Consider the following 23,351-nt stretch of genomic DNA (forward strand, 5'->3'; position numbering starts at 1 on the left):
TCAGTACGAGCGTCGAGGGTGGCGATCAGCCCACGATCGCGAGTTCTCTCGGTCGGCGGACTGCGCCGAGCCGCTCGTGGATGACGAGGGCTGCAGCGCCGATCGCCGAGGAGTGCCGTCCGGAGTCGGCCAGCCGCACCTCGGTCGGGTGGATATCGCGCACGTAGGCGCGCTTCTGGAGTTCTGCCGCCACGACATCGACGACGAGCTGACCCGCGATGTCCAGCGCCGGCCCGGTGAGAACGATCCGCTCGAGGTCCAGAACGTTCGTGAGGGAGACGAGCGCGATACCGATGTAACGAGCCGCAGCCGTGAGCAGGTCTCGAGCCTCGTCGTCGCCGCCGACCGCGGCCGTCGCGATCCTGTCGTAGTCCTCGAGGGTGTCCTCCCCGTCCCCCGACAGTCCCAAGCGTTCGACAAGACCGGAATTCTGGAGTGCGTTATCGACGATCTGCGGAGGTGCGGCCAGCCGCTCCAGGCAGCCGCGGTTCCCGCACGGGCACTCGGGGCCGTCGACGTCGAGAACCATGTGGCCGATTTCACCCACGTTCGACGTTGCGCCGCGGTAGACGTCGCCTCCTGTGACCAGCCCGAAGCCGATGCCGTTCGAGATGTTGACGACGCCGAAGTCCTTCGCCGCGGGTGCGCGGCTACTCCAGAACTCACCGATCGCCGCGCAGGTGGAGTCGTTCTCGACGGAGATGGAGCGGCCGGTCGCCTCGCGGAGGTCTCGCTCGATGGACGACCACTCCCACTCCGCCAGGTCGAACGGATGCACTCGGGTCGCGTATCCGCTGAAAGCCTGCCGTCCGGAGACGGCGACACCGATACCGAGAAGCGTCTCCGACTCCACTCGTGCATCGGTCAGCAGTTGATCGACAGCCTCAGCAGCTCGCGCCACGAGCGCGGGCCGGCTCTGATGAGCCATTCCGGGCGAAGTCGAGGACGCGATCACCTGTCCCGCCAGATCCGTGAGCACGCACTCCACGCGAGTCTCTGCGATGAACAGGCCGATCGCGTGCCGGGAGGCGTTGTCCAGCTGTAGAAGAGTCGGCCGTTTGCCTCCCGTTGAGGCTCCCCGGCCGGTCTCGGCGATCACCCCGTCGGAGAGGAGCTGCTTGACGATTCGTGACACCGACGCCTCGGTCAAGCCAGATCGCAGCGCCAGCTCGACGCGGCTGATGGACCCTCCGGAACGGATCAGGTCGAGCAGCGCTCCGTAGTTGTCCCCCATGGGGTCACCTCTTCGTGTGGTCGGAATTTCTTTCTTACGTACCGTACCCAAGTTGAGCGAATCGTGCTAGCTTTCCGAACCAGCCGCTCCCACGCGGCCCTGCACTCAACGACGAGGAGACATCGAACAATGCGGTTCCACAGCACTCTGGCTCGCACCATCACCCGTACGGCGGCTGCTACCGCCGTCATCGGTCTCGCCGTCGGCCTCGCCGGCTGCTCCAGCGGATCGTCGTCGGCCCCCTCCGGCGACGCCACCTCCGGCTCGATCACCTGGTGGGGCTGGACGCCCGACGCGAGCGTCGGCGATGCCTACATCGCCGAGTTCAACAAGGTGTACCCGGACATCGAAGTGACCTACAAGAACTTCGAGAACGGCGACTACAACTCCGCCCTCCGTCCCGGCCTCACCTCGAACTCCGGCCCGGATGTCTTCGACATGGCGCCCGGTGGTGACACGGGGTCGTTCCCGACCTACGGCGACTTCGCCTTCGATCTCCGCCCCGCACTCGAGGAGGAGTTCGGCGCAAGTTGGGCCGACCAGTACACCTTCTCCCCGGACTCGTTCACTCGGGACGACGACTCGATCGCTGCTGTTCCGATGGGCGGAGTCGCCGCCGGGATGCTCTGGGTTGACCAGGATCTCCTCGACGAGGCAGGAGTCGCCGCCCCCACGACGTATGACGAATGGGTCGACGTGTGCGCGGCCCTGAAGTCAGTGGGGAAGGACTGCATGGCGATGGGCGCGGTCGGTGTGAACGGGTTCACGGTCGAGACCTGGCGCACCATCGTCGCCAGTGTCGAGCCGGGGGTGTGGATGAAGGCCATTCGCGGCGACGTCGGCTGGGACGATCCCGCCTTCGCGGAAGGCCTCACGATCCTAAAGAAGATGCAGACCGATGGCATCATCCCTGCGGACGTGGTGGGGCTCACCCAGTACCCGGATGCCAACAACGCGTTCCTCTCGCAGAACGCCGCGATGGTTCAGATGGGGACGTGGTACGCGCAGTACAGCCGCGCCGAGAGCGCCTCGGCGTCGATGTCGGCCGCCGGCGTGAGCGACCCCAAGCCGTTCACGCAGCTGCCCGTCCCGTTCCCCGATGTAGCCGGAAACGGCGACGTCCCAGGCATCTTCGGCGAAGTCGACTACGGACTCGCCGTGAACGCCCGTTCGAAGAACACCGCCGCCGCCACCACTTTCGCTCTGTGGCTGACCTCGACGAAGGAGGGTGCGCAGACCATCGCGAATGCCGTCGACCTCATCCCCGGTCTCGTCGGGGTGGAGCCGCAGTGGGACGACCTCGGTCTGGTGAACCCGGACGTGCAGATCCCGGCGATCAAGGACCTCTACTCCCAGGTCGCCGCGATCACCGAGCCGCGGAACGCGGAATCGACTCCGGAGCAGCTCGAGGCCCTGAACTCGGCCGCTGTCTCCGTCCTCGAGGGCAGCGTCTCACCGGACGATGCGATCGACACGCTCGTCGCGAAGATCGGCCAGTAGGGCGACCCCGTGACGAACGCGTCAGTGCAAGCTCGCGACGTCTCAGACGATCTCGTCGGTACCACTCCACCCGCTCCGACCGCGCGCTCGGCGCGGCGCGGATCACGCCGTTCCGCGATGCGGGCGTCGGGACTTCCTTGGATCCTCCCTGCGCTGGTCATCTCCGGCGGGATCATCTACTTCTGCATCGGCTACAACGGCTACGTCGCGACGCTCGACTGGAACGGGGTCAGCCCCAACCCGCAGAGCGTTGGCCTGGACAACTTCGCCCGAGCTTTCGCCGATCCGATCTTCTGGGGGACGATCCAGCACACCGCTGTCTACTTCGTCGTGACCTTCGCTGTGCAGACGGTCCTGGGGATCCTCTTCGCCGTTCTCTTGCACTCGAAGATCCGATTCGCCGTGCTCTACAAGGTCGTCATCTTCATCCCCGTCGTGCTCGCTCCCGCGATCATGGCTCCGGTCTTCCGGATCATGTTCGCCGGCGAAGGCCCGATCAATCAACTGCTGCAGGCGGTCGGCTTGGGATTCCTCGCTCAACCATGGCTCGCCCAGTCGAGCACGGCCCTGGGAGTCCTGATGATCATGCAGGTCTGGCAGTCGACCGGCATCTCGTTCATCCTCTACTACTCCGCCATGAGTCAGATCGACACCGAGATCATCGAAGCCGCCCGGATCGACGGCGCCGGCAACATCCGCGTGATCTGGAGCATCATCGTCCCCGGCATCAAGGGCACTGTCGTCGCCCTCGCGATGCTGACCGCCATCGCCTCCCTCAAGCTCTTCGACATCCCCTACCTGGTCACCCTGGGCGGACCGAACTACGCGACCGAGTTCCTCGGGACATACATCTACCGCCAAGCCGTGCCCCTGGGCGACGTCGGCTACGCAGCGGCCCTCTCGGTCCTTCTGCTGATCCTCGCCCTCGCGATGGCGATCATCCTCAGCGCCCGCGGCGGCGACAAGAAGGAGAGGAACTCCTGATGCTCGAAGCGCGCACCCTCCCCGGCAAGCTGCTCCTTCAGCTGCTGATCACTGTTCTCGCACTCCCGTTCCTCTTCCCCCTCGTCGCGATGGTGCAGGGCTCGCTTGCAGGGCAAGGCTGGGGCAACTACCTCGCCGTGCTCGCGCTGCCCGAGCTGCCACTCTTCTTCCGCAACAGCGTCATCATCTGCGTTCTCACCATCGCAATCGTGTGGGCCGCGACGATGCTCGCCGCCTTCGGGTTCTCGAAGCTGCAGATCCGCGGCAAGGAGTTCTTCTTCTGGATGCTCCTCGCCGCCCTCACCCTGCCCGAAGTGGTGCTGATCACTCCGCTGTTCGTCACGGCGACCTCGACCAACCTCTACAACACCTACTGGGCCGTCGTCCTGCCACTGGCTGCGCTGCAGATCCCGTTCACCGTGCTGATCACACGCACCTTCGTCAATGGCATCCCCGATGCCCTCGTCGAAGCTGCGCGCATCGACGGCTCGACGACTATGCAAGCGTTCTGGCACGTGATCCTTCCGCTGACCAGGCCGATCGCTGCCGCCGTCGTGGTGCTGACTCTGATCAGCACGTGGAACTCCTACCTCCTGCCGCTGATCTTCCTGCAGGACGCCGACTTCCAGGTGGTGACCCAGGTCCCCAGCTTCTTCCAGGGCCAGTTCACCGACGACCAGACGAAGGTGCTCGCTTCGGCCGTCATCACCGCACTCCCGGAGGTAGTCGCCTACCTCTGCCTCCAGAAGCTTTTCGAGCGCGGCCTCTCCGCCGGCGCCCTCAAGTGAACGACGAACCTCGAGAAGGAACTCCATGGCCCGCGAACTCGCTGCAGGGCAGCGCTCCCGCATCCACATCATCGACATCACCACCGGAGAGGACCGCATCGTCCACGAGTCGGATTCGGTGCTCTACGAGGCTCCCAACTGGAGCCTGGACGGTTCCGCTCTGATCATTAACGGGAACGGGCACCTGTTCCGTCTCTCGCTGACTGCGGAGTCGAGTCCGCAGCGGATCGATTTCGGCTCTCTGCCCGAGCTGAACAACGACCACGTGCTCGACCCTGATGGAGAGCACGTCTTCATCTCGGCGAACGACTGGCATATTTACAGGGCTCCCCTTCTCGGAGGCGCACCGACGCGCATCACGAACGACGACGGACGGCTTCACTTCCTCCATGGTGTGAGTCCCGACGGTGCGACCCTCGCCTACATCGGAATCGAGCGCGGGGTCGACGGAGAGTGGGGTGCAGGAGACATCTGGACGATCCCCGCGGCGGGCGGTGAGGACGTGGCGATCACGAGGGACGGCTTCCCTGACGACGGCGCCGAGTACTCCAACGACGGGGAGTGGCTCTACTTCAATTCGGAGCGCGCCGACACGGGTCCTGGTCACGCACAGCTCTACCGCATGAGGACGGACGGGTCCGGCGCCGAGCAGCTCACCTCCGACGAGCGGGTCAACTGGTTCCCGCACGTCGCCCCCGATGGGAGCAGGATCGCGTTCATCAGCTTCCCGTCGGGCACGCTCGGACATCCGGCCGACCTCGACTGCATCATCCGTGTCTGCGGTCCGGCCGGGGAGGATGCCGCCGATCTCGTGCACGTGTTCGGCGGGCAGGGAACCATGAACGTCAACAGCTGGTCACCGGACAGTCGCGCGTTCGCCTACGTCGACTACCCCGTGGACGACGCATGATCCGCATCGGGCTGCTCGGCGCGGCCGGCATCGCCCCGCAGGCCCTCGTGAACCCGGCTCGACGCCGCGACGATGTCACGGTGGAGGCGATCGCGGCTCGCAACGGCGCGTCAGCCGAGCGTTTTGCGACCGAGAACGACATCCCGACCGCGCTCCAGGGCTATCAGAGCTTGCTCGACCTCGACGAGGTCGACCTCGTCTACATCGCGCTCCCGCCATCCGAGCACGCGCACTGGTCGATCGCGGCGATGGAGGCAGGCAAGGACGTTCTCTGCGAGAAACCGATCACCATGGATGCGGACGAGGCGGAGCAGGTCGCGGCGGTGGCTGCACGCACCGGTCGCCTCGTGATCGAGGCCTTCCACGACCACTACCACCCGCTGACCGGGCGGATGCTCGATCTCGTGCAGTCGGGTGCGATCGGCGACCTGGTCTCGATCAGGGCAGCATTCACCGCCGACAACCCGTTCTCGCCGTCCTCGCTCCGGCATGTGCCGGAGCTCGGCGGCGGGGCGTTGATGGATCTCGGTTGCTACCCCGTGCACTGGATCCGCACGATCGGCGGTGGGGAGCCGAGCGTCGTCTCGGCCTCGCACATCGCGGGGCCCCTGGGGGCCGACGAGACCATCGACGCCGAGCTGGAACTGCCCGGCGGCGTCGAGGTGCGTCTGCACGCGAGCATGGCGGCAGGGAGCGCGTTCGCCGCGCCACTGTCGGTGATCGGAACCCGGGGACGTCTGGACGTCGACAACCTCGTGCTCCCGCACCTCGGACACAGTGTGAGCCTCGAGCGCGACGGCCGATCCGATCGCCTCACCGTGGGTGGGCGCGAGACCTATGACCACGAACTGGACGCCGTCGTGCAGGCGGTCGAGTCCCGCGAGGAGCCTGACACCGGTCCGGCCGATTTCATCGCCACCATGCGCGTGATGGACGCGATCCACCTCGCCGCCGGGGTGGCACGCCCTCGCGGCAAGGCTGCCGCGTCGTGACCGGGTGGATGCCGCTGTTCGACGGGAGCAGCCTTGACGGCTGGTTCGCCGCACCGCGCAGCTACGGCACTGTCCGTCCAGGCGGACCGACGGTACTCGAGGCGATCCCGGGATTCCCTGCTGACTACAACGAGCGCGCGGCGGAGCATCCCGCCGTGTGGAGCGTCGAGGACGGCGCCATCGTCGGCCGCCAAGACCCGACCACTCCTGGATGGGGCGGATACCTCGTCAGCGAGAGCTCGTTCGGCGACTTCGAGCTCGAACTCGAGATGCGACCCGACTGGCCCGCGGACACCGGTGTGATGATCCGACGGCAGCGGGACTCCTGGGAGGGGCTGCAGGTGCTGGTCGACCACCGCCCGGGCGGCTCGATCGGAGGCTTCTACGGCAACGGTATCGGCGGCTTCCACGGCGTCCCCTTCGCGGTCGACGTCGAGCGCGACGCCGCCGGTACCCCGATCGGGCTCAGAGAGGACGACCCGGCGCAGTCGCGGGAACCGGTTACTCCGGAGAAGCGCGCTCTGCTCTCCCGCTCCTCCTCGATCGCGCCCTTCCTCCGGTCCTGGCGCTTCGACGACTGGAACACCCTACGCATCCGATGCGTGGGCGAGCGCCCCGTCGTCACGAGCTGGATTAACGGGCATCTGGTCGCCTCCCTCGACACCGCGACGATGCATCATCCCGGATACGATCCGGACGCCGTGTGGGGCCTGCTGGGCCCCGCCGGGCACATCGCCTTCGAGGTGCACGACAACGACCCGGGCCTGGGCGATGACAGGTGGGGGCCCGGCGCGGCATGCCGGTGGCGGAACATCCGCCTCCGCGAACTGACGGATGAGGAAGATCATGAGCACCGCTGACCTACTGGACGAGATCCGATCGGAGCTGCCCCTCCGGACCCTGTCGCGCTTCGATCACGACGACGCTCGACGCCTCGGAGAAGCAGCTGCTTCGATCGCCGAGCGAGAGGGTCTTGCCATCACCGTCCGAGTGACGCGCGGACTACAGTGCGTATTCCATCTCTCCTTCGCCGGGACGACGGCTGAGCACGACGACTGGGTGCGACGCAAGATCAACACGGCACTGCGGCATGAAGTGCCGAGTCTGGAATTCGTATTGCGCCAGGAGCTGGCCGGCCAGCTGCCGGGCTGGCTCGACCCGCTCGAGTACGCGGTCGCCGGCGGAGCGATACCCCTGGTCGTCGACGGGAACGTCGTCGGCGCGATCGCTGTCTCGGGACTGGTCGGATCCATCCGCGAGGACCACGATCTCGCTGTGGCAGCACTGAGATCTACGCGCGCGCAACCGATCCCTCGCGATGGCGAGCAGGTTTCTCACCCCGCCTGAGATGGAAAGCAGTAGTGCTTTCCGCGCTCGAGAGAGGCCGCGTCTCGTCGCTCAATCCACCCGCAGTCTCAATCGAAGAGTGCTGCAGACGTCACGGCGCGTAACGACCCCGCGCGAGAGCGGCGCTGTCGATCGTCAGATCCATGACCACCCCTTCCCCATTCTCGTTCTCGGTGGCGGTCACGTTGACGATGGTGCTGACGCCGAAGGTGCCAACCGCGGTGACGAGCTCGGTGCCTGCTGACAAGACCGAGTGGCCGTGCTGACGCGTGCCATTATACCATAATCGAGATTATGTCAGTTAAGCTTTAACGAGCGATACTGCGCGGCTCGCAGCGCTGCACTCCGATCGGGCCGAGAGAAAGCACGGCAGCTGATGCTTAGCCGTCATGCGCATAGCGGCGCTCGAAGTCAAGCTCCTGGAAGTCGACGACCTCGGTCGCCCAGTGGTCCCGGACGAAGGCGACGTGGTTGGGGTGCTCGTTGTACGCCGCATAGGCGGCGCGGTCGGCGAACAGCATCGAGAAGTGCCAGGTCAGGTCGCTCTTCGGGCTGACCTGCCTAGCGACGGTGAAGTCCTGCACGCCGGGGATCGCGGCGAGGATGCGGCGGGCGTCGACGAGGAAGAAATCCTCCTCGGGCGAGCCCGGGGCGTGGACGAGCGAGAACGCGACGGTGTGCTGCACCGACTCGGTGCCCTCGCCGGAGGCCCGCGGGCGAACCGCCACCGGCGCCTCCGCGATCGCCTCGTGCTGCGGGGCGTCCGCTCCGATGGCGGTCCAGGCTGCACTGCGCGAGGAGCGGAGGACGGCGTCGTCGACGCGGACGGAGCGCAGTCCGTCGTGCACCGTGGGGAGGCCTTCCGGAGCCTCTCCTCGGGTGGCCGCGTAGGCGTCGGCGATGAGCTGCGCGAACGCATCGGTCCAGCCCTGGGAGTGGCCGGCGGCGATGAGGTTCATCCTCGCCTGATCAGCGGAGACGCGTCCTTCCCCGCGGTGCACGACGGTCGAGCCGCCGGTGCCGCCGAACCATGCGGACTCGGGGTGCTCCTGGTCGAAAACCGCGGAGCCGGCGGAGCCGTCGATCTCGAGCCAGAGGCGGTTCTTCCGGCCGGCGGAGACCTGCGAGACGACCGTGTTCGCAACGAGGCCGCGTGCCGTACGGAAGGTGGCGACGGCGATGTCCTCGGTCCGGACGGGAACGTGCTCTCCGGTCGCCGCGCCGCCGAACGACTCCGCTGTCCCCGAGGGCCGCGTCGGGTACGCCGTCGAGAAGGAGGCCGAGGCGTCGGTCAGCTCCTCCCCCGAGACGAAGGCAGCGAGGTCGGCCCAGTGCGAGCCGATGTCGGCGAAGGCGCGCGACGGGCCGCCCTTCTCCGGGTCGACCCGCCACGACGACGCGTCTGGCGAGGCGAGCCAGTCCTGCTGGTAGCTGCCGTGCACGAGGAGGACGTCGCCGAGCTCTCCGGCGATCCGGCGTGCCCGGATCTCGCGGACCATCGGGTGGTAGCGGTAGACGAACGGCACGGCGGCGACGACTCCCGCTTCCTCGACGGCGGCGACCAGCAGCTCGGCGTCCTCGACGGAGGTCGCGATCGGCTTCTCGAGGACGAGGTGGATCCCGGCGCGGGCGACGCGCACGCCGTAGGGCACGTGGGTATCGTTCGGGGTGCAGACGTGCACGACGTCGGGGCGATCGGCGAGGACCTCGTCGAGGTCGGCGTAACCGCGTGGGACGCCCCACTCGGCGGCGATAGCGGCAGAGCGGGTCGGCGAAGAGCCGAGAACGCCGAGGACGTCGGCGCCGGCGAGGCGGGCGGCGCGCAGGTGCGCGGCGCCGATCATGCCGGTGCCGACGATCACGACGCGGAGGTGCTGAGTCATGGGGGTGTTCCGATTCACTCGAGGGGGTAGTCGACGAAGGCGAACGCGGAGCCGTCGGGGGCCCAGCTGGGCACGTTGACGGTGCCCTGGCCGCCGAAGAGCTCGACGATGGTGGTGGGCTGGGTCCAGGCTCCGACCGTCACGAGGCGCAACTCGACCGGCAAATTCCCGGGGTGGCCGGTCGTGCCGGGCGGGAAGCTGAGGTACGCGACGACCTCGCCGGTGGGGTCGATGTGCGGGAACCAGTTCACCCGCTCGTCGAAGGTGAGCTGCTCGAGGCCGGTGCCGTCCTCGCGGATGCGGGCGAGCTGGGCGTGGCCGGGCTCGGTGCTGAACTGCTCCGTGTTGAAGAGGATCCACTCCCCGTCCGGCGTCCACTCGCTGCCGTCGGCGGGGCCGGGGTGGTCGGTCACCGCCCGGTCGTCGCCGCCGGTGCTCGCCATCGTGTGGATCTTCGCGGACGCCCACCAGTTCTTGCCCTCGGGCTCGAGGCGGACGTAGGCGAGCCGCTCGCCGTCGGGGCGGACTCCGTGCAGGAAGTGCAGCGCGCCGTCCTCCTCGGTGAGCCGCGTGGGCCGGCCGCCTGCGAGCGGCACCGACCAGATGTGCCAGTCGTTCGCGGAGGCGAAGACGACGTCGCCGGCGGGAGCGAGGACGTGGTCGTTGTTGACCGGCGGCAGCCCCGGGGCGTCGATCACGACCGGCGCCGCGGTCCCGTCGGCGGGCAGGAGCCAAAGCCGGCCCTGCGCGTTGACGAGCAGGCGGTCGTCGCGGGTCCAGTTCGGCGCCTCGAACAGCAGCTCGGTCGACTCGGCGACAGTGCGGACCGCGCCGGTGGCGCGGTCCCAGATCCGGATGCGGGCCCGCTGGCCGGGGAGCAGCTGCGGCAGCGGGGGGCTCTCGATCACGACCGCCCCTCGGCCTTCTGCTCCTCGGCGATCTGCGCGCGCAGGCCCTCGACGATCAGGTCGTGGTCCTCCTCGGAGGAGAGCCCGGAGGCGGTGGCGACGGCGACGACGCCGACGCCGCGCACCCGGATCGGGACTGCGCCGGCGGTGACGGCGTAGCGGTGGTCGAGCCAGCCGATGCTCGCCGGATCGAAGCCGGCGAAGCGCGCCTCGACGAGTGCACCCGAGGCCTCCATCCGCAGGACGAGGGCGGCCTTGCGCTGGATCCAGACCTCCTGGTCCGGGGTGGTGCCGGGCAGCATCGCCCGGAAGAGCGTCATTCCGGGACGCTGGATGTCGATGCCGACCCGAAGCCCGCGCTCGACCGCGAGGGCGGCGAGGCGCGTGCCCAGCCGGTACGCGGTTCCGCTGTCGAAGCGGTCGAAGACCAGCTCGCGCTCCTGCTCGTCCAGCTCGGCGAGGCGCGCGGCGACGCCGTCCGCGCTCATGCGGCGACCTCGTCGCGCACGGCGCCGACCGCTCCGAGCTGCACGCGGGCTTCCTGGAGGGCTCCGATGATGCCGATGGTCTCCTCGTGGTCGTGCACGGGCGACTCCAGCCGCCCCTCGCCGACGAAGCGGGCCAGCGCGGTGGCCTCCCAGGACAGCGCGTCGAAGCCGCGCAGCGGAGTGGGATCGCTCCAGTCGATGACGGGGCCGCCGTGCTCGGCGGAGGCGAGCCGGAAAGAGGTCGGGTTGTAGAACGGACCCGCGAAGGTTACGGCGGCCTCGGTCCCCGCGATCGACGCGCCCGTGTGACTACGGGCGACCATCGACGTGGTGACGATCGACTGACCGAGCCCGCCGTGCTGCAGCACGACGGTGGCGTACGCGTCGACACCGCTCGCGGTGAGCGCACCCAGAGCGCGGACGCTCTCCGGGGCACCGAGCGCCTGGAACGCGAACTGCATCGGATAGACCCCGAGATCCAGCAGCGCGCCACCCGCCGTCTCCGGCCGGTTGAGCCGGTGCGAAGGGTCGGTGGGGATGAGCTGGCCGTGGTCGGCGAGGACGGAGCGCACCTCACCGAGGACCCCGTCGGCCAGGAGCCCGCGCAGGACGGACGCCTGCGGGAGGTAGCGGCTCCACATCGCCTCCATCACGAGCACGCCCGCGGAGCGTCCGGCCTCGGTGAGGGTGCGCGCCTCGGCGGCGGTGACGGTGAACGGCTTCTCGATCAGCACGTGCTTGCCCGCGGCGATCGCCTGCAGTCCCAGCGCCTCGTGCTCGCTCTGCGGCGCCGCGATGTAGACGACGTCGACCTGCGGGTGCGAGACGAGCGCCTCGACCGATCCGAGTGCGTGCTCGATGCCGTGCTGCGCCGCGAAGACGTCGGCCCGGTCCTGCGAGCGGGATCCGACCGCCACGACGCGCTGCGCCGTGTGGGCGTGCAGGGCATCGGCGAACATCCCGGCGATCCAGCCGGGGCCGATGATCCCCCAGCGCAGCGCGGGCTCGCCCGTCGCGGGCAGGAACAGGTCGGGAGTGGGGAGATGGGTGGGCAGCACAGCGCCTCCAGGGCTTCGTTGACGGTCGGCGGTTCCCGCAGCTCTTCGCGGTGAAGGAGTCGTTGCTCATTGCGGTTGGCACGAGCTAGGGCGACGGAATCCGACGTTAGCACGAGCTAAATCGCTTGTGAAGCGTGGCCCATCCGACCCAAGGAGCCGTCGATGACGACGAACGTCCCCGCCCACCCGTATACCACTCCGATCTCGACGAGACCGCTGAGCAGGTGGTATCTCCCCGCGCTGGGCCTTGCTCAATTCGGCATCTTCATCGCGATCCTCTCCCCGGTGATCGTGAGCATGCAGCTCAAGGCGCAGGAGCTCGACCCGAGCAATCCCGCGGCGATCATCGGCACGGTGCTCCCCATCGGCGCGCTCGGGGCGCTGATCGGAAACCCGGTCTTCGGAGCGCTGAGCGACCGCACCCGCAGCCGCTGGGGCAGGCGCAAGCCGTGGCTCCTGGGTGGCATCGTCGCGCTCACCGTCGGCCTCGTGCTCGTCGCGGCGGCCACCGACATCGTCGCGCTCGCGCTCGCATGGCTGGTCTGCCAGCTCGCCTCCAACGCCGCGTCGGCCGCTCTCATCGCGAGCTTCGCGGACAACGTGCCGGTCGAGCAGCGCGGCAAGGCCTCGAGCACCCTGGCTCTGGCGCAGAACGTCTCGATCCTCGCCGGCGTCTACGGAGCGGTGCTGCTGGTCGGCAACCTGCCGGTGCTGTTCATTGCGCCGGGCGTTCTCGGCGTCGTCCTCGTGACGATCTACGTCTTCGTCACCCCCGATCGCCTGCCTCCGCTCGAGCAGCGTCCATTCTCGCTGCGCCAGATCCTCGGCACGTTCTGGACGAACCCGGTGAAGTACCCCGACTTCGGCCTTGCCTGGTGGTCGCGCTTCCTCATCACCTTCGCGACCTTCATGTTCACGACTTACCGGCTCCTTTACATGCAGGACCACCTCGGTCTCGACGCCGAGGCCGCCGTCGGCGCGATCGCGCTCGGCGTGCTCCTCTACACGATCGCCCTGATGGCCGCCGCCTTCGTCTCGGGCTGGCTGAGCGACCGGCTCGGCCGGCGCAAGATCTTCGTCGCAGGATCCACCGCCCTCACTGGCGTCGGCTTCGTCGTCCTCGCTTTCAGCAACACCGTCGGCATGTTCTACGTCGCCGAGGTCGTCCTCGGTCTCGCCTACGGCGTCTACGCCGCCGTCGACACCGCCCTCGTGGTCGACGTGCTCCCCGACCCGGCGAAGCCCGGCAAGGACCTCGGCGTGATCAACATCGCGAATTCGCTGCCGCAGTCGCTCGCCCCCGCTGCAGGTCTCGCCCTGCTGGGGATCGGCGGCGGCACGGACAACTATGTCGCGATGCTCATCGGCGCCGGAGTGATCTCGCTGATCGGCGCGCTCGTCGTCATTCCGATCAAGCAGGTCCGATGACCGCGTCCTACGGTGCAGGACTCCTCGTCGTTCGCCGAGTCCCTTCCCGTGCCTCGCGGCCCGGATCTCGGGGCGCTCAGGTCACATCTTCGAAGTGGGGACGGGGCCGGTGGAGTCGCGGACGATCAGCGTGGCCGGGGTAGAGATGCGACGACGCGGAGCGTCGGATCCCTCGAGGCGCTCGAGGAGAGTGTCGAGGGTCGCCTCGACGGTGAGCTCCACGTCCTGGTGCACCGAGGTGAGGCGGTGATAGCTCAGGGCTGCGGGCGGGCTGTCATCGAAGCCGACGACGGAGATGCGGGCCGGGACGGGGATGCGTGCCAGCGCGAGCACCGAGAGGACGGCGACCGCTACCTGGTCGCCGCAGCACACCAGTGCCGTCGGCGCATCCTCCCGGGTCAAGACCAGGCGTGCGGCGTCCGCTCCCGATTCCTCGTCGAACCCGCTCGGGATGACATCGACGTGATCGCCGAGACCGACCGCCTCCATCGCGGCTGCATAGGCGGCTGCACGATCGCGCCCCAGGTGGCCTTCGTCGCCGCCGATGTAGGCGATGCGTCGGTGCCCGAGACCGACGAGGTGTGCGACGGCCGCTCGTAAGCCTCCGACCTCGTCGACGTGCACATTGTCCACTCCGTCATCGCGGGACCACTCGCCCAGCCAGACGATCGGCACTCTCGCCCGGGCATCTGCGAGCGCGAGCGCCGTGGGATCACCGTTGAAGACCGCCATCGCCTCCACTCGTTCCTCCAGCAGCGCCGCAATCGCGTCCTCGCTCGGGTGCTCGCCCACCATCGGGCGGGGTACGACGTGGTAGCCGCGCTCAGCTGCCCGCACGATCATCCGCTCGACGACACGCGATTGGAACGGGTGCCCTACCGCGAAGGCCACGCCGAGGAGCCCGGTTCGCTGCTGCCGGAGCTGCCGCGCCGACGCGTTCGGTCGGTACCCGAGGGTGGATGCAGCCGCCAGCACCCGCTCGCGCGAGTCGGCACTCGGACCGGCCGCACCGCGCAGCACGAGAGAGACGAGCTGTCGGGAGACGCCGAGCGACTCCGCGATGTCGCGCATCGTCGGCGGAGAAGCGCGGTCATCGCGTCCTCCACTCATCTCGCCCCCACCGTCCTGATTCACGAAGCAGTCGTTCCCAGTCTGACATCCGCCGCTCGAGCAGGTGCGTGCTCACTCCCGCACGCGGATGTCCCTCCAGCGGCACACCGCCCCGCGCCCCCAGCGAGACTCGCCGAAAACGCTGTCGTTATCGTGCACCTCGAGGGCGATGCGGCCGCGGTCCCCGAGATGCGTCGCGACCGCATCGGGGTCGTACCCGGGTGAGCGCAGGCGTGCGGTGTCGAGCCGGGCGATCTGCACTCCGTTGATCCAGGTCGTGAGGACCGGTAGCGCTCCGCCCTCGCACCGGATGCGGAGTTCGTTCCAGTCGTTCCAGCGCCACACCTGCAAGAACTCATCGACGTCCGCGGCTTCCTCGAGCCGCGCGACCTTCTCCGCCGTGACCGGCTCCACGCTTGTCGCAGGATCATCGGCGCGAAGGCCGACAGGGCGACCCTGATCATCGAGTACGGCGTCCACGGCGAACGGGACCGCCGAGAAGGAGGCGAGCCCGTTCCCGAAGAAGCCGCCGATGCCCCCGGACGGGCGATGGTCCACGAGTACCTGGAAGCCCGCCCAGTCGTCCGCTCGGCGACGCAGCATCACGCCGGTGTCGGCGGGCCAGTCCGGCCGCATCTCGAGGGCCAGGTCGAAGGAGCCGAACGACTCGTCGCTGAGCAGATAGCCGCCGTAACCCGGGGTGGCCTGGGCGCCGATCAAGACGCCGTCCTCCACCCTCCAGGACGCGGGGTGCTTCTCCGGCTCGACCGGCAGGGCGATCCCCTGTTCCTGGAGGAGGCTCTCGACTGTCGGGCCGCCCGGGTGGACCGCACCGTAGACGCGCGGAATTGCGCTCCAGCCTGCAAGGTTCGCACCGTCAAGCAGTGGACGGTAGCCGACCTCGTCGAAGACGTCGCGCCGCCCGGACGTCGACTCCGTCACGACACCCTTCCGGTCGCATCGGGCAGCACAGCTCTTCTCGTCCGCAGAATCACGTCAGTGCTCCGAGGTTCATTTTCCATCCTCTCGATCAGCTCTTGGGCCGGATGTTCCAGAGGTACGGGTAGGAGTTGCCCTGCTGCACCTCGGCTTGGGTGGCGGCGTCCGTGACGAAGGTCTGCTCCGGGCGGTACCAGGGCGCGAACCAGGCCTGCTCAACAGTGAACTTGTTGATGGCCTTGACCGTGGCCTCGTACTCGCTGCCTTCCGTGGTGCGCACCTTCTCGATCAGCGCGGTGAGCTCGGGATCCTCGCTCTTGAACGGGTTGAAGATGGCGTCCTTGCTGAGGTGGAAGTTGATCAGGGCCAGATCCGGATCCTGCTGGAGGATGAGCCACGTCGCGGGGTATTTCGGCGCGAGAACGTCGGCGATGAAGTTGTTTCCCGCGTCCGTGTAGACCACATCGATGCCGATGTCGGACAGCTGCTGCTGGATGAGGGTGAACGTGGACGCATCGACAGCGGACGCGGTGGGCATCTGGAGGGTGAAGCCATCGGCGTAGCCGGCCTCGGCCAGCAGCTCTCGCGCCTTCTCGGGGTCGTAGTCGTAACGGTCGTCGAGTGACTCGTCGAAGCCGACCGAGGACGGCGGGAAGATCTGGCCGGTCACCGTCCCGTAATCCTGGCCGATGGACTTCAGCATCGCTTCTTTGTCGAAGGCGTAGTTGATGGCCTGACGGACGCGGACGTCGGCCAGGGCGGGCACGCGGGTGCCTTGACGGTCCAGGAGCAGCAGACCCATCCAGCTGAGCTCTGCCGCGTTCGCAGTGAACCCGGACGATTCGAGTTCCGCCACGTTCTTGTTCAGGGCGAGGGTCGACGCGTTGACCTGGCCACCCTTGAGGGCGTTCACCAGAGCGGTGGGATCGCTGTAGACGTTGATGACCAGGTTGTCGTAGTGCACGGACGCTGGGTCCCAGTAATCGGCATTGGCTGTGAAGACGTAGGACGTGCCGACCACGGTCTTCGCCGCGTCCAGTTCGTAGGGACCGGATCCGACCGGGACGGTCTGGATGTCGGCGGAAGCGAACGCCGCCGGACTCTCGACCAGGCCGGCGTTCTGCGTCAGGTAGAAGAGGAATGTCGGGTTCGGCTGCGTCAGAGTGACCGTCACCGTGGAGGCGTCGGTTGCGACGGCGTCCTGGAGGTCTGCCATCTTGGTGATGTCGGGCGAGTTCCCGTCGCGGAATCGGATCAGATTCTGCGCAACCGCGGCCGCATCCACTGGCGTCCCGTCCGAGAAAGCGACCCCGTCACGGATCGTGAGCGTGAGCACGGTGTTGTCCTCGTTGTACGCCCAAGCGGTCGCCAGTCCCTCCGTGATCGTGCCGTCCGGCTCGGCGCGCAGCACCGTGTCGTAGACGGCCTGCATGTAGGGCGACTCGTTCGCCCAGTAGGAGTCCGCCGCAGCGAAGGTCGTCAAGGTTTGGATGGCCCCGAGAGTGAGCGTGCCGCCCGATTCCCCTCCAGAACCATCACCGCCACCGGCGGTGCAGCTCGTCAGACCGACTGCGAGGGAGGCGGCGACCACGACGGCGGCAGCTTTTTTCCAACGGAACATCTTTGTCCTTCCCGGATGGTGCCTGCTCGACATCGAGCTCGGCTGCCGCGAATTTAGCACGATAAAATAGCTCGTGCCAGGTCTGCCGCAACTAATTCTCCGCGGAGCTCTGATCGGGTCGGGTGGCCCGACATGTGTGTAGAGCGAGCACGCGACGGTGCGCTGGGTGGCAGCGGTCGGAGACTGTCGCGCGATCGGCCTGCTCACGGTCCTTTCAAGTGCAACTCCGAGTTCGGCAAGGTGTACCCAGACGTCGAAGGGACATGCGAGAACTTGAGAACGGCGACTGCAAAGACGAGGGGGCGAGTGCTGCTCGACGGCGTCGCGCGCACGAATCCGCCGCCGCACTGGGTCTGCGGTGGCCTCGCATCCGTGATCGAGGAACACGGCGTGCTACTCGAGCTCACAGTCGGCCAGAACCTCAGACTCGGCCGCGGCAGCATCGCCGCGAGCGTCGGCCGGCTGGCCGAGAGCTCTCGTGATCGAGGAACGCTCGCTCAGCCTGGCTCCGAAGTTCGTCGAGCGGCTGATGGACGCGCCCCGTGCCGCCCGCGATGATGGCGTCGGCATCCTGCTCGTCGAGCAGCACGCGCAGACTGCGCTTCGGGTCGCCGACCGCGCCTACGTGCTGGCGGAGGGCCGGGTCGCACTCTCCGGCCGTGCCGACGAGCTCCTCGGCGACTTCCGAGCAGTGGAAGCGGCGTATCTGGGCGAGAACTGAGCGACCTGGGCCTCGGGCGACCTGCCCTTCCTCGCTGGGTAGGGCTTCGCGAATCACACCGGGTTGATCCCGACCGTCAGTCCTCCGCAGACGTAGAGTGTTTGGCCCGTCACGAAGCCGGCCGCGTCGTCGAGGAAGAACCTGGCCGCATGCGCGATGTCCTCCGGCTGCCCGAGCCGCCCGACCGGGACGCCGGCGATGAGCGCCTTCGTCTGCGGCGACTCAGCGGCATTCGCCTTCAGGAAGAGGTCGGTGGCGATCGGGCCCGGGCCCGATCGCATTCACGGTGATGCCGGACGAGCCGAGCTCGTGCGCAGGTAGAGGTAGGCGCTAGCGGTCCAGGAGCCCTCCTCGGCGACGGCCAGCTCCTGGTCGACGAGGCCGATTCCATCGGGGCCGCCGACCTGATCGGCCGGCGCGTCGGAAGTTCGGAAGTTCGTGAGTTCGGAAGTATCGTCTCGCGATACGCCGCTGCTGGCTGTGGCGTCGGCGCTACCGGCTGCTCAGGGAGACGTGATCAGTAGTTGCGCCGTTCGTGAGCATGATGCCGGCTCGTGAACATGTCGGAACAGGTAGCCACCCTGTGACCAACATTCGCCAATCGAGACCGTGTCAGTTCACGTCGCTCGAGGGCTTGCGATGCATGATCCTCCCGCCCAGGCGTGGGTACCTCAGGTTGGCGCAAGCGACGACGAGATGCTCGTCGCACACCCCCCAATCCGACTAGTCAAGAAGTCGGGTCCGACGAGACCGGCTCCACGAAGACGGAGGACACACCGATGATCCCGTCCATCGCGAAGCCGTCCATGTCCGCGCGGAACTCGGGGCTGCTCATGTAGGTCGCAGTGACCGCCCGCGGGTCGGCGCCCGTGGCGTACTCGACAAGGGCGATGAGCCGGGGCTGGTCGCCGCCGATCTCGCGCCAGACGTGATGCGTTGTGATGCCGTAGGCGGCGAGGCTGCTGATGTGCCGCGCCCAATGCACGTCAGCGTACTGTTCGAGGGCCTCGTCGGAGGCAAGGGTGTAGGTGCGGATCTCGAGCATCGTGTTCTCCTTCGGCGGCGACCTCGATGGTCACCTTCCACCGATACTATACGAACATGAATTCAGATTCGAGAACGAGTGCACGAGAACCGAGGCAGGCTCGGAGCCTCCGGTCGCGAGAGCTCGTGTTGAAGGCGGCGCGCGAGCTGATCGAGGAAGTAGGTCTGGACGGGCTGACGCTGGCCGCAGTGGCAGAGCGCGCGGGTGTCGCGGTCGGTACCGTTTACAACCGCTTCGAAGATCGCGCCCACCTTGTGGAGGAGGTCGTCGGCCAGTGGACCGAGCAGGTCTCCGTCACCTTCGGCGAGTTCTCCGAGCAAGGGAACGGTTCCGCTGATCCTGAGGCGAGCTTCCTCGCGCTCGCTCATCTCTTCCGCGAGAATCGCGTCTTCATCCGCCAGTTTTTGATCCACGCACCGCTGCAGCCGGGAATCGCCGCTCGGATTGCGCCGTGGCTCGAAAAAGAGCGCAGCCGACTCGTCGCGGGGTTGGCCACCTCGACTGTCGATCGTCGCAGTCGTGCGGATCTCGCCGCGACGATGGTGCTCGCGACCCTCGAACGCTCTGCGCTCACCCGAGTGGACGACGAGGCGTACTGGGCGCGGCTTGAGGTCGATTTGCCCGCTGCTGGTGCAGCCCTACTCGCTTGAGCAACCGGTACCGGAGTCGTGGCCAGCTCGACCGCATCATGACCGAACTCGACGCTCACGATTGCGCTCAGCCGGTCATCTTCGCCGATGAGAGTGGACTGGTCGCACCAGGCCTGTCCTGAGAGGAGCACCTCGGGTGCCGCTGCAGCTGGAACGTACTCTCGAGGCCCGATCGGATCGGGCGCCGCATGAGCACGGGGTGCGGAGAGGCGTCTTCGAACCGCTGGTTCGAGGCGTGCTGCCGTGCCGAGCAGTCGGAAGCGGACGCGGCCGGGTTGAGGGAGCCCGGTCACGTCTGCCGTAGTGGTGCAGGCGCTACGCGTGCCTTCGGTCTTATTCGAAGAGGGAGAGGGTGAGGGTAGAACTGTAGTCGCCGGCGTCCACGGTGGGCTCGGTGCGCAGGAACAGGTCAGCGTTCGCGGTCCAGGAGCCCTCCTGGGCGATGGCAGCCGAGTCGTTCGTGATGGCGAGCAGCTCTTGGTCGATCAGGCCGACTCCGTCTGCTCCGCCGTCGATGGCGGTGTCGACGACGTCTCCTTCGGCGACGAGGCCGGAGTCGCCGCCGTCGATGAGGTTCGGGGCCCAGCCGAAGTTCTCGGCGCCGATCACATCGCCGGTGGTGGAGACGAAGTCGGTCGCGGTGCCGAGAACGTACCAGCCGGTGCCGGCGGGGATCTCCTCGGGGTTGCGGGTGTCGGTGACGGTGACGGTTGGCAGGGTGCCGGTGAACTGGCGGATGACCGAGGTGGAGCCGTTCTCGATCAGGCCGGTCGAGGTCCCGTCGACCGACATCGTCAGCGTCCCGGGGGTGATGAGCGGGGCGATCTCGACGGTCACGTCGACATCGTTGTTATCGATCTCGGTCTCGGCTGCCGTTGCGGTCCCAGCGACGCTGAGTAGGAGTAGTCCTCCGGCCAGTCCGGCGGCGCCGCGAGCAAGGAAGGAGCGGGTTCTCATTGCGGGTGTTCTCCGTTCTCCGGCCGACGGCATCGCCGGCACGATTCTCGAGGGGGTCGCGCGTCGAGGGTCGCGACTTGGGGTGAGGAAGGGGGGTCACATCTTGTGGTCCGCCCCTTCCTCCGAATCGGTTCAGCTGGGTTAGCAGCTCCGCCCGGCGTAAGGAACGGACGCTGCTGAAGTCGGGGTTGAACCGACCGGTCCCACGGTCGAGGTCGCTTCCCCGGCGGGGATCGATCCGGATCGTGTGGAGAAGGCGGCGGACGCGCTCGCGCCGGGGGCGACCTGGGCGAAGCTCTTCGAACCGAAGGCCGAGTCGATCTTCACGGTGATCGGAGTGGTGCCCGTGTTCGTGGTCGTGACCATGAGGGTGACCTTCGACGCCACGCACCGCGTGGAGGCGGCGGCATTGGTCGGGTACGACGGCGCCGCGGGCGCGATCCTCACGGAATCCCACACGGGCGCGGAGGTGTCGAAAGCGACCGCGATCTTGTAGTCGTTGCCGGCGGCCAGCGCGGCGGGAAGCGCGACGCTGCCCTTCTGCTGGGCGTCGAACGAGACGGTACCCAGGTCGGTGCGCGTGCCGTCGGCAGCGAAGGCCGAGACTCGACCGGCGACACCGGCGTGCGAGGCGAATCGGGTCGAGCTGCTCGCATCGAGGGTCACGCGCGACGCGACGGGTGCCGAGTCGGATCCGACGAGGCGGGTGGACCGGCGGGCGTCGGTCAGATCGGTGGCGACGAGTTCCTCCGGAACGAGCATCCACTCCTGCGCGTCGTCGGCCTTGGGATCGGCTGCGGCGTCGATCACGGTGCCCAGCTTCGTCGCACCGTAGGCGGCGCCACTCCAGACGACCGAGGTGTTCTTGGTCGACTGGATGCGGTAGTAGCCGTCGCTGGTCGGAACCAGATTCCAGAGCTTGTCGGAACCGTTGTCGTCGACCCACTGCGTCAGCTGCTGCCCCGCGGACGCGTTGCCCTGCCAGATGGCGACGGAGCGTCCGCCCCCCCTGTTCAGGAACGAGAACGAGGACCCCTTCTTTTCGACGCGCCAGCGCTGAGTGTCGTTGGCGGTGGCTTTGTCCCAGGTGAGCAGGTCAGGTCGGTCGCCGGTGAAGGGCGGGTCCTGCGTCTTGTCGCCGTCAGTGCTGAGAACCTGGCCGGTCGCTCGGTTGACGATCGTGTAGTACTGGCCGAGGCTGCGACCGAGATCGACGTCGACGTGATTGATCGGCCCGACGCTGCCGCCGGCCCACTGAGCCTGCAGGATCATCAGCTGGCCGGTACCAGCGACGTATTGCAGGTTGCGGCTGTAGCCGCCGGCGATCGGCGTCTGAAGCGCCTTCCAGGTGCCGTCACTGCGGCCCGACTCGTTCACCCATACGTTGCCGCTGCCTGAGGCGTTGTACACGATACGGCCGTCCGGGAAGCGTGCGAGGACGGGGCTGCCGCCGGTGGCGAGGGGCGGACCGGAGGTGGCCAGTGAGGTGATGTTCGAGCCAGCGGCGCCGCCGACCGAGTAGAACTTGGTGGGGTCGTCGGCGATCTTGTAGTGGACGTTGTCGCCGCCGCCGAAGTATTCGAAGGTGAGGAGCCACTTGCCGTCGGCTGTTTGCGCCAGCGTTGACATGCCGGGCCGGCCGCCTCCGATCTGGGTCGTGCCGTTGCTGCGGTCGACTACATCGCCTGCGACGTCAACGACGGGCGCACTCCAGGAGGCGCTCGCGCCGTCCCAACTGCGGTGGGCGAGGATCTGCCCGTGCGAGTCGGACGCGGTCTGATTCGCCGGGTCCAGGATCGGCGCACCTGTCGTTGCGTTGTAGCCGAGGTAGTCGTTCTCGTCGGAGTAGTAGGCGAGGAGCTGACCGTTGTAGGCCATCAGGTACGGCTCCCAGACGGGGTCGACCTGCGCCGTGCTGTTGGCGTTTGAGGTGCGGCCGATGGCTCCGGCGCTGCCGCCCTGCCAGCCTCCCTCGGTGATGATGTTCTCGATCTTCCAGGTCGCACCCTCGTCGACGCTGGAGTAGAGCGCGATCGCAAGGTCTTGCCGGTCGCCGTCGCCGGAGGGCATCCAGTTGGGGTCTGCTGCTTTGTGCTCGCGGTACCAGGCGTCATCTCCTGAGACGACGCTGGCCAGGAGCACGGTGCCGGACTTCAGTGCGCCGACGTCTTGCGGCAGCGTGTAGAGGTAGGAGTTGGTCCAGTTGCTGGTGTACTTGGCGTACTTCGGATCGGTCGACGCGAAGGCGGGCGCCTTGACGTCGGCGAGCTTCTGCCAGGTGCGACCGTCGTCGTCCGTCTTGTGAACCGGCAGGGTCTGGCCGACGACTGCGCTCTCGCTGTCCTCGAAGGTCGCGAGGATCCGGCCGCTCGGCAGTTGCGCTGACTTCGGGTAGAGCACACACGGGTTCTTGTTGCAGCTCGCAGGGTTCTGCGCCGTGTAGACACTCTGCACGCTGGGTGAGTAGGCGGACGCACTGAGCGCCCCGGGGATGGTGAGGCCGATTGTCGCGGCGAGTGCGCCGGCGATCAGCGTCGCTTTGCGAAGGTGCTTCTGCATCGTTGCAGTCCTCTCAAGTGCTGGGGTCCACCTTCATTAGAGCTCAGCATCACGCCTCCGTCCTCGGTTCGGAAAGAGTTTCGCTCGCCGCCGGTGCGACCTGGTGATCGCCCGAAGGGCGAGTGCCGCGCGTGTGTTCGCCGGGCGAGCGGGCCTCGGGGACGCCGCACCCTCGACCCACTGCTCGACACCGTCGATACGAAAAACTTTCGCTGGATCCTGCGATCAT

General features: G+C 67.6%; 23 protein-coding genes. 10 read left to right on the plus strand and 13 right to left on the minus strand.

Annotated elements, in window-relative coordinates; translation table 11 throughout:
- Nucleotides 1–25: 25 nt before the first annotated feature.
- On the minus strand, nt 26–1,234 hold the full coding sequence (locus EDF43_RS18930; RefSeq protein ID WP_132438175.1) for an ROK family transcriptional regulator: 1,209 nt from the start codon (nt 1,232–1,234) through the stop codon (nt 26–28).
- Nucleotides 1,235–1,363: 129 nt separating this feature from the next.
- Between EDF43_RS18930 and EDF43_RS18935 the strand changes: the two genes are divergently transcribed.
- The 7 genes from EDF43_RS18935 (at nt 1,364) to EDF43_RS18965 (ending at nt 7,755) form a co-directional block, all read left to right on the plus strand.
- Nucleotides 1,364–2,734: an extracellular solute-binding protein gene (locus tag EDF43_RS18935; protein ID WP_132438174.1), complete on the plus strand. Its 1,371-nt coding sequence runs from the start codon at nt 1,364–1,366 to the stop codon at nt 2,732–2,734.
- 117 nt (nt 2,735–2,851) lie between these two features.
- Nucleotides 2,852–3,718, plus strand: a complete 867-nt coding sequence (locus EDF43_RS18940) for a sugar ABC transporter permease (protein WP_132438173.1) — start codon at nt 2,852–2,854, stop codon at nt 3,716–3,718.
- Complete coding sequence (locus tag EDF43_RS18945; RefSeq protein WP_132438172.1) at nt 3,718–4,506, plus strand: carbohydrate ABC transporter permease; 789 nt, start codon at nt 3,718–3,720, stop codon at nt 4,504–4,506. Before EDF43_RS18940 ends, EDF43_RS18945 begins: the two co-directional genes overlap by 1 nt.
- 25 nt (nt 4,507–4,531) lie before the next feature.
- Nucleotides 4,532–5,416 carry a PD40 domain-containing protein gene (locus tag EDF43_RS18950; protein ID WP_132438171.1) on the plus strand — a complete coding sequence of 295 codons (885 nt, stop codon included), beginning with the start codon at nt 4,532–4,534 and terminating at the stop codon, nt 5,414–5,416.
- A complete protein-coding gene (locus tag EDF43_RS18955; RefSeq protein WP_132438170.1) occupies nt 5,413–6,408 on the plus strand; it encodes a Gfo/Idh/MocA family oxidoreductase in 996 nt (331 codons plus the stop codon). The genes EDF43_RS18950 and EDF43_RS18955 overlap by 4 nt, the downstream gene beginning before the upstream one ends.
- Before the next feature lie 8 nt (nt 6,409–6,416).
- On the plus strand, nt 6,417–7,268 hold the full coding sequence (locus EDF43_RS18960; RefSeq protein WP_132438224.1) for a DUF1080 domain-containing protein: 852 nt from the start codon (nt 6,417–6,419) through the stop codon (nt 7,266–7,268).
- Entirely contained in the window at nt 7,255–7,755 is a 501-nt protein-coding gene (locus EDF43_RS18965; RefSeq protein ID WP_165909196.1) for a heme-binding protein, read from the plus strand. The genes EDF43_RS18960 and EDF43_RS18965 overlap by 14 nt, the downstream gene beginning before the upstream one ends.
- A 91-nt stretch (nt 7,756–7,846) precedes the next feature.
- Here EDF43_RS18965 and EDF43_RS22020 read toward each other — a convergent pair whose 3' ends face one another.
- From EDF43_RS22020 to EDF43_RS18985, 5 genes are all read right to left on the minus strand, one after another.
- Nucleotides 7,847–8,002 carry a hypothetical protein gene (locus tag EDF43_RS22020; RefSeq protein WP_165909195.1) on the minus strand — a complete coding sequence of 52 codons (156 nt, stop codon included), beginning with the start codon at nt 8,000–8,002 and terminating at the stop codon, nt 7,847–7,849.
- Between the two features lie 133 nt (nt 8,003–8,135).
- On the minus strand, nt 8,136–9,638 hold the full coding sequence (locus EDF43_RS18970) for a Gfo/Idh/MocA family oxidoreductase (protein WP_132962530.1): 1,503 nt from the start codon (nt 9,636–9,638) through the stop codon (nt 8,136–8,138).
- Between the two features lie 14 nt (nt 9,639–9,652).
- Entirely contained in the window at nt 9,653–10,546 is an 894-nt protein-coding gene (locus EDF43_RS18975; RefSeq protein ID WP_132438168.1) for a PD40 domain-containing protein, read from the minus strand.
- Nucleotides 10,543–11,034 carry a heme-binding protein gene (locus tag EDF43_RS18980; protein ID WP_132438167.1) on the minus strand — a complete coding sequence of 164 codons (492 nt, stop codon included), beginning with the start codon at nt 11,032–11,034 and terminating at the stop codon, nt 10,543–10,545. The genes EDF43_RS18975 and EDF43_RS18980 overlap by 4 nt, the downstream gene beginning before the upstream one ends.
- Nucleotides 11,031–12,092: a Gfo/Idh/MocA family oxidoreductase gene (locus tag EDF43_RS18985; RefSeq protein WP_132438166.1), complete on the minus strand. Its 1,062-nt coding sequence runs from the start codon at nt 12,090–12,092 to the stop codon at nt 11,031–11,033. Before EDF43_RS18985 ends, EDF43_RS18980 begins: the two co-directional genes overlap by 4 nt.
- Nucleotides 12,093–12,254: 162 nt before the next feature.
- On the opposite strand from EDF43_RS18985, the gene EDF43_RS18990 reads away from it, so the two are divergent.
- Nucleotides 12,255–13,520, plus strand: coding sequence for an MFS transporter (locus EDF43_RS18990; protein WP_132438165.1), 1,266 nt, complete (start codon nt 12,255–12,257; stop codon nt 13,518–13,520).
- Between the two features lie 81 nt (nt 13,521–13,601).
- Here EDF43_RS18990 and EDF43_RS18995 read toward each other — a convergent pair whose 3' ends face one another.
- The 3 genes from EDF43_RS18995 to EDF43_RS19005 all read right to left on the minus strand — a co-directional run bounded on the left by EDF43_RS18995 (nt 13,602) and on the right by EDF43_RS19005 (nt 17,190).
- On the minus strand, nt 13,602–14,591 hold the full coding sequence (locus EDF43_RS18995; RefSeq protein ID WP_132438164.1) for a LacI family DNA-binding transcriptional regulator: 990 nt from the start codon (nt 14,589–14,591) through the stop codon (nt 13,602–13,604).
- A gap of 111 nt (nt 14,592–14,702) precedes the next feature.
- The gene (locus EDF43_RS19000) at nt 14,703–15,572 is read right to left on the minus strand and encodes a DUF1080 domain-containing protein (protein ID WP_132438163.1); all 870 of its coding nucleotides are present in this window, start codon (nt 15,570–15,572) and stop codon (nt 14,703–14,705) included.
- Nucleotides 15,573–15,660: 88 nt separating this feature from the next.
- Nucleotides 15,661–17,190 (minus strand): ABC transporter substrate-binding protein, encoded by a 1,530-nt coding sequence (locus EDF43_RS19005; protein WP_132438162.1) that lies wholly within the window; start codon nt 17,188–17,190, stop codon nt 15,661–15,663.
- A 478-nt stretch (nt 17,191–17,668) separates the two neighbouring features.
- Here EDF43_RS19005 and EDF43_RS19010 point away from each other — a divergent pair, with 478 nt between their 5' ends.
- The gene (locus tag EDF43_RS19010; RefSeq protein ID WP_132438161.1) at nt 17,669–17,911 is read left to right on the plus strand and encodes a hypothetical protein; all 243 of its coding nucleotides are present in this window, start codon (nt 17,669–17,671) and stop codon (nt 17,909–17,911) included.
- 53 nt (nt 17,912–17,964) lie between these two features.
- Here the strand turns inward: EDF43_RS19010 and EDF43_RS19015 are convergent, their stop codons facing one another.
- Nucleotides 17,965–18,192 carry an SDR family oxidoreductase gene (locus tag EDF43_RS19015; RefSeq protein WP_207901855.1) on the minus strand — a complete coding sequence of 76 codons (228 nt, stop codon included), beginning with the start codon at nt 18,190–18,192 and terminating at the stop codon, nt 17,965–17,967.
- Between the two features lie 446 nt (nt 18,193–18,638).
- Nucleotides 18,639–18,956: an NIPSNAP family protein gene (locus EDF43_RS19020; RefSeq protein WP_132438160.1), complete on the minus strand. Its 318-nt coding sequence runs from the start codon at nt 18,954–18,956 to the stop codon at nt 18,639–18,641.
- Between the two features lie 125 nt (nt 18,957–19,081).
- Here EDF43_RS19020 and EDF43_RS19025 point away from each other — a divergent pair, with 125 nt between their 5' ends.
- The gene (locus tag EDF43_RS19025) at nt 19,082–19,606 is read left to right on the plus strand and encodes a TetR/AcrR family transcriptional regulator (protein WP_165909194.1); all 525 of its coding nucleotides are present in this window, start codon (nt 19,082–19,084) and stop codon (nt 19,604–19,606) included.
- Between the two features lie 333 nt (nt 19,607–19,939).
- On the opposite strand, the gene EDF43_RS19030 is transcribed toward EDF43_RS19025, so the two are convergent.
- Entirely contained in the window at nt 19,940–20,443 is a 504-nt protein-coding gene (locus EDF43_RS19030; RefSeq protein ID WP_207901857.1) for a hypothetical protein, read from the minus strand.
- Nucleotides 20,444–20,704: 261 nt separating this feature from the next.
- The gene (locus tag EDF43_RS19035; protein WP_207901859.1) at nt 20,705–23,122 is read right to left on the minus strand and encodes an RICIN domain-containing protein; all 2,418 of its coding nucleotides are present in this window, start codon (nt 23,120–23,122) and stop codon (nt 20,705–20,707) included.
- Nucleotides 23,123–23,351: the final 229 nt, after the last annotated feature.

The sequence above is a fragment of the Rathayibacter sp. PhB179 genome (assembly GCF_004345345.1).
GTDB classification, from domain to species: Bacteria; Actinomycetota; Actinomycetes; order Actinomycetales; family Microbacteriaceae; genus Rathayibacter; species Rathayibacter festucae.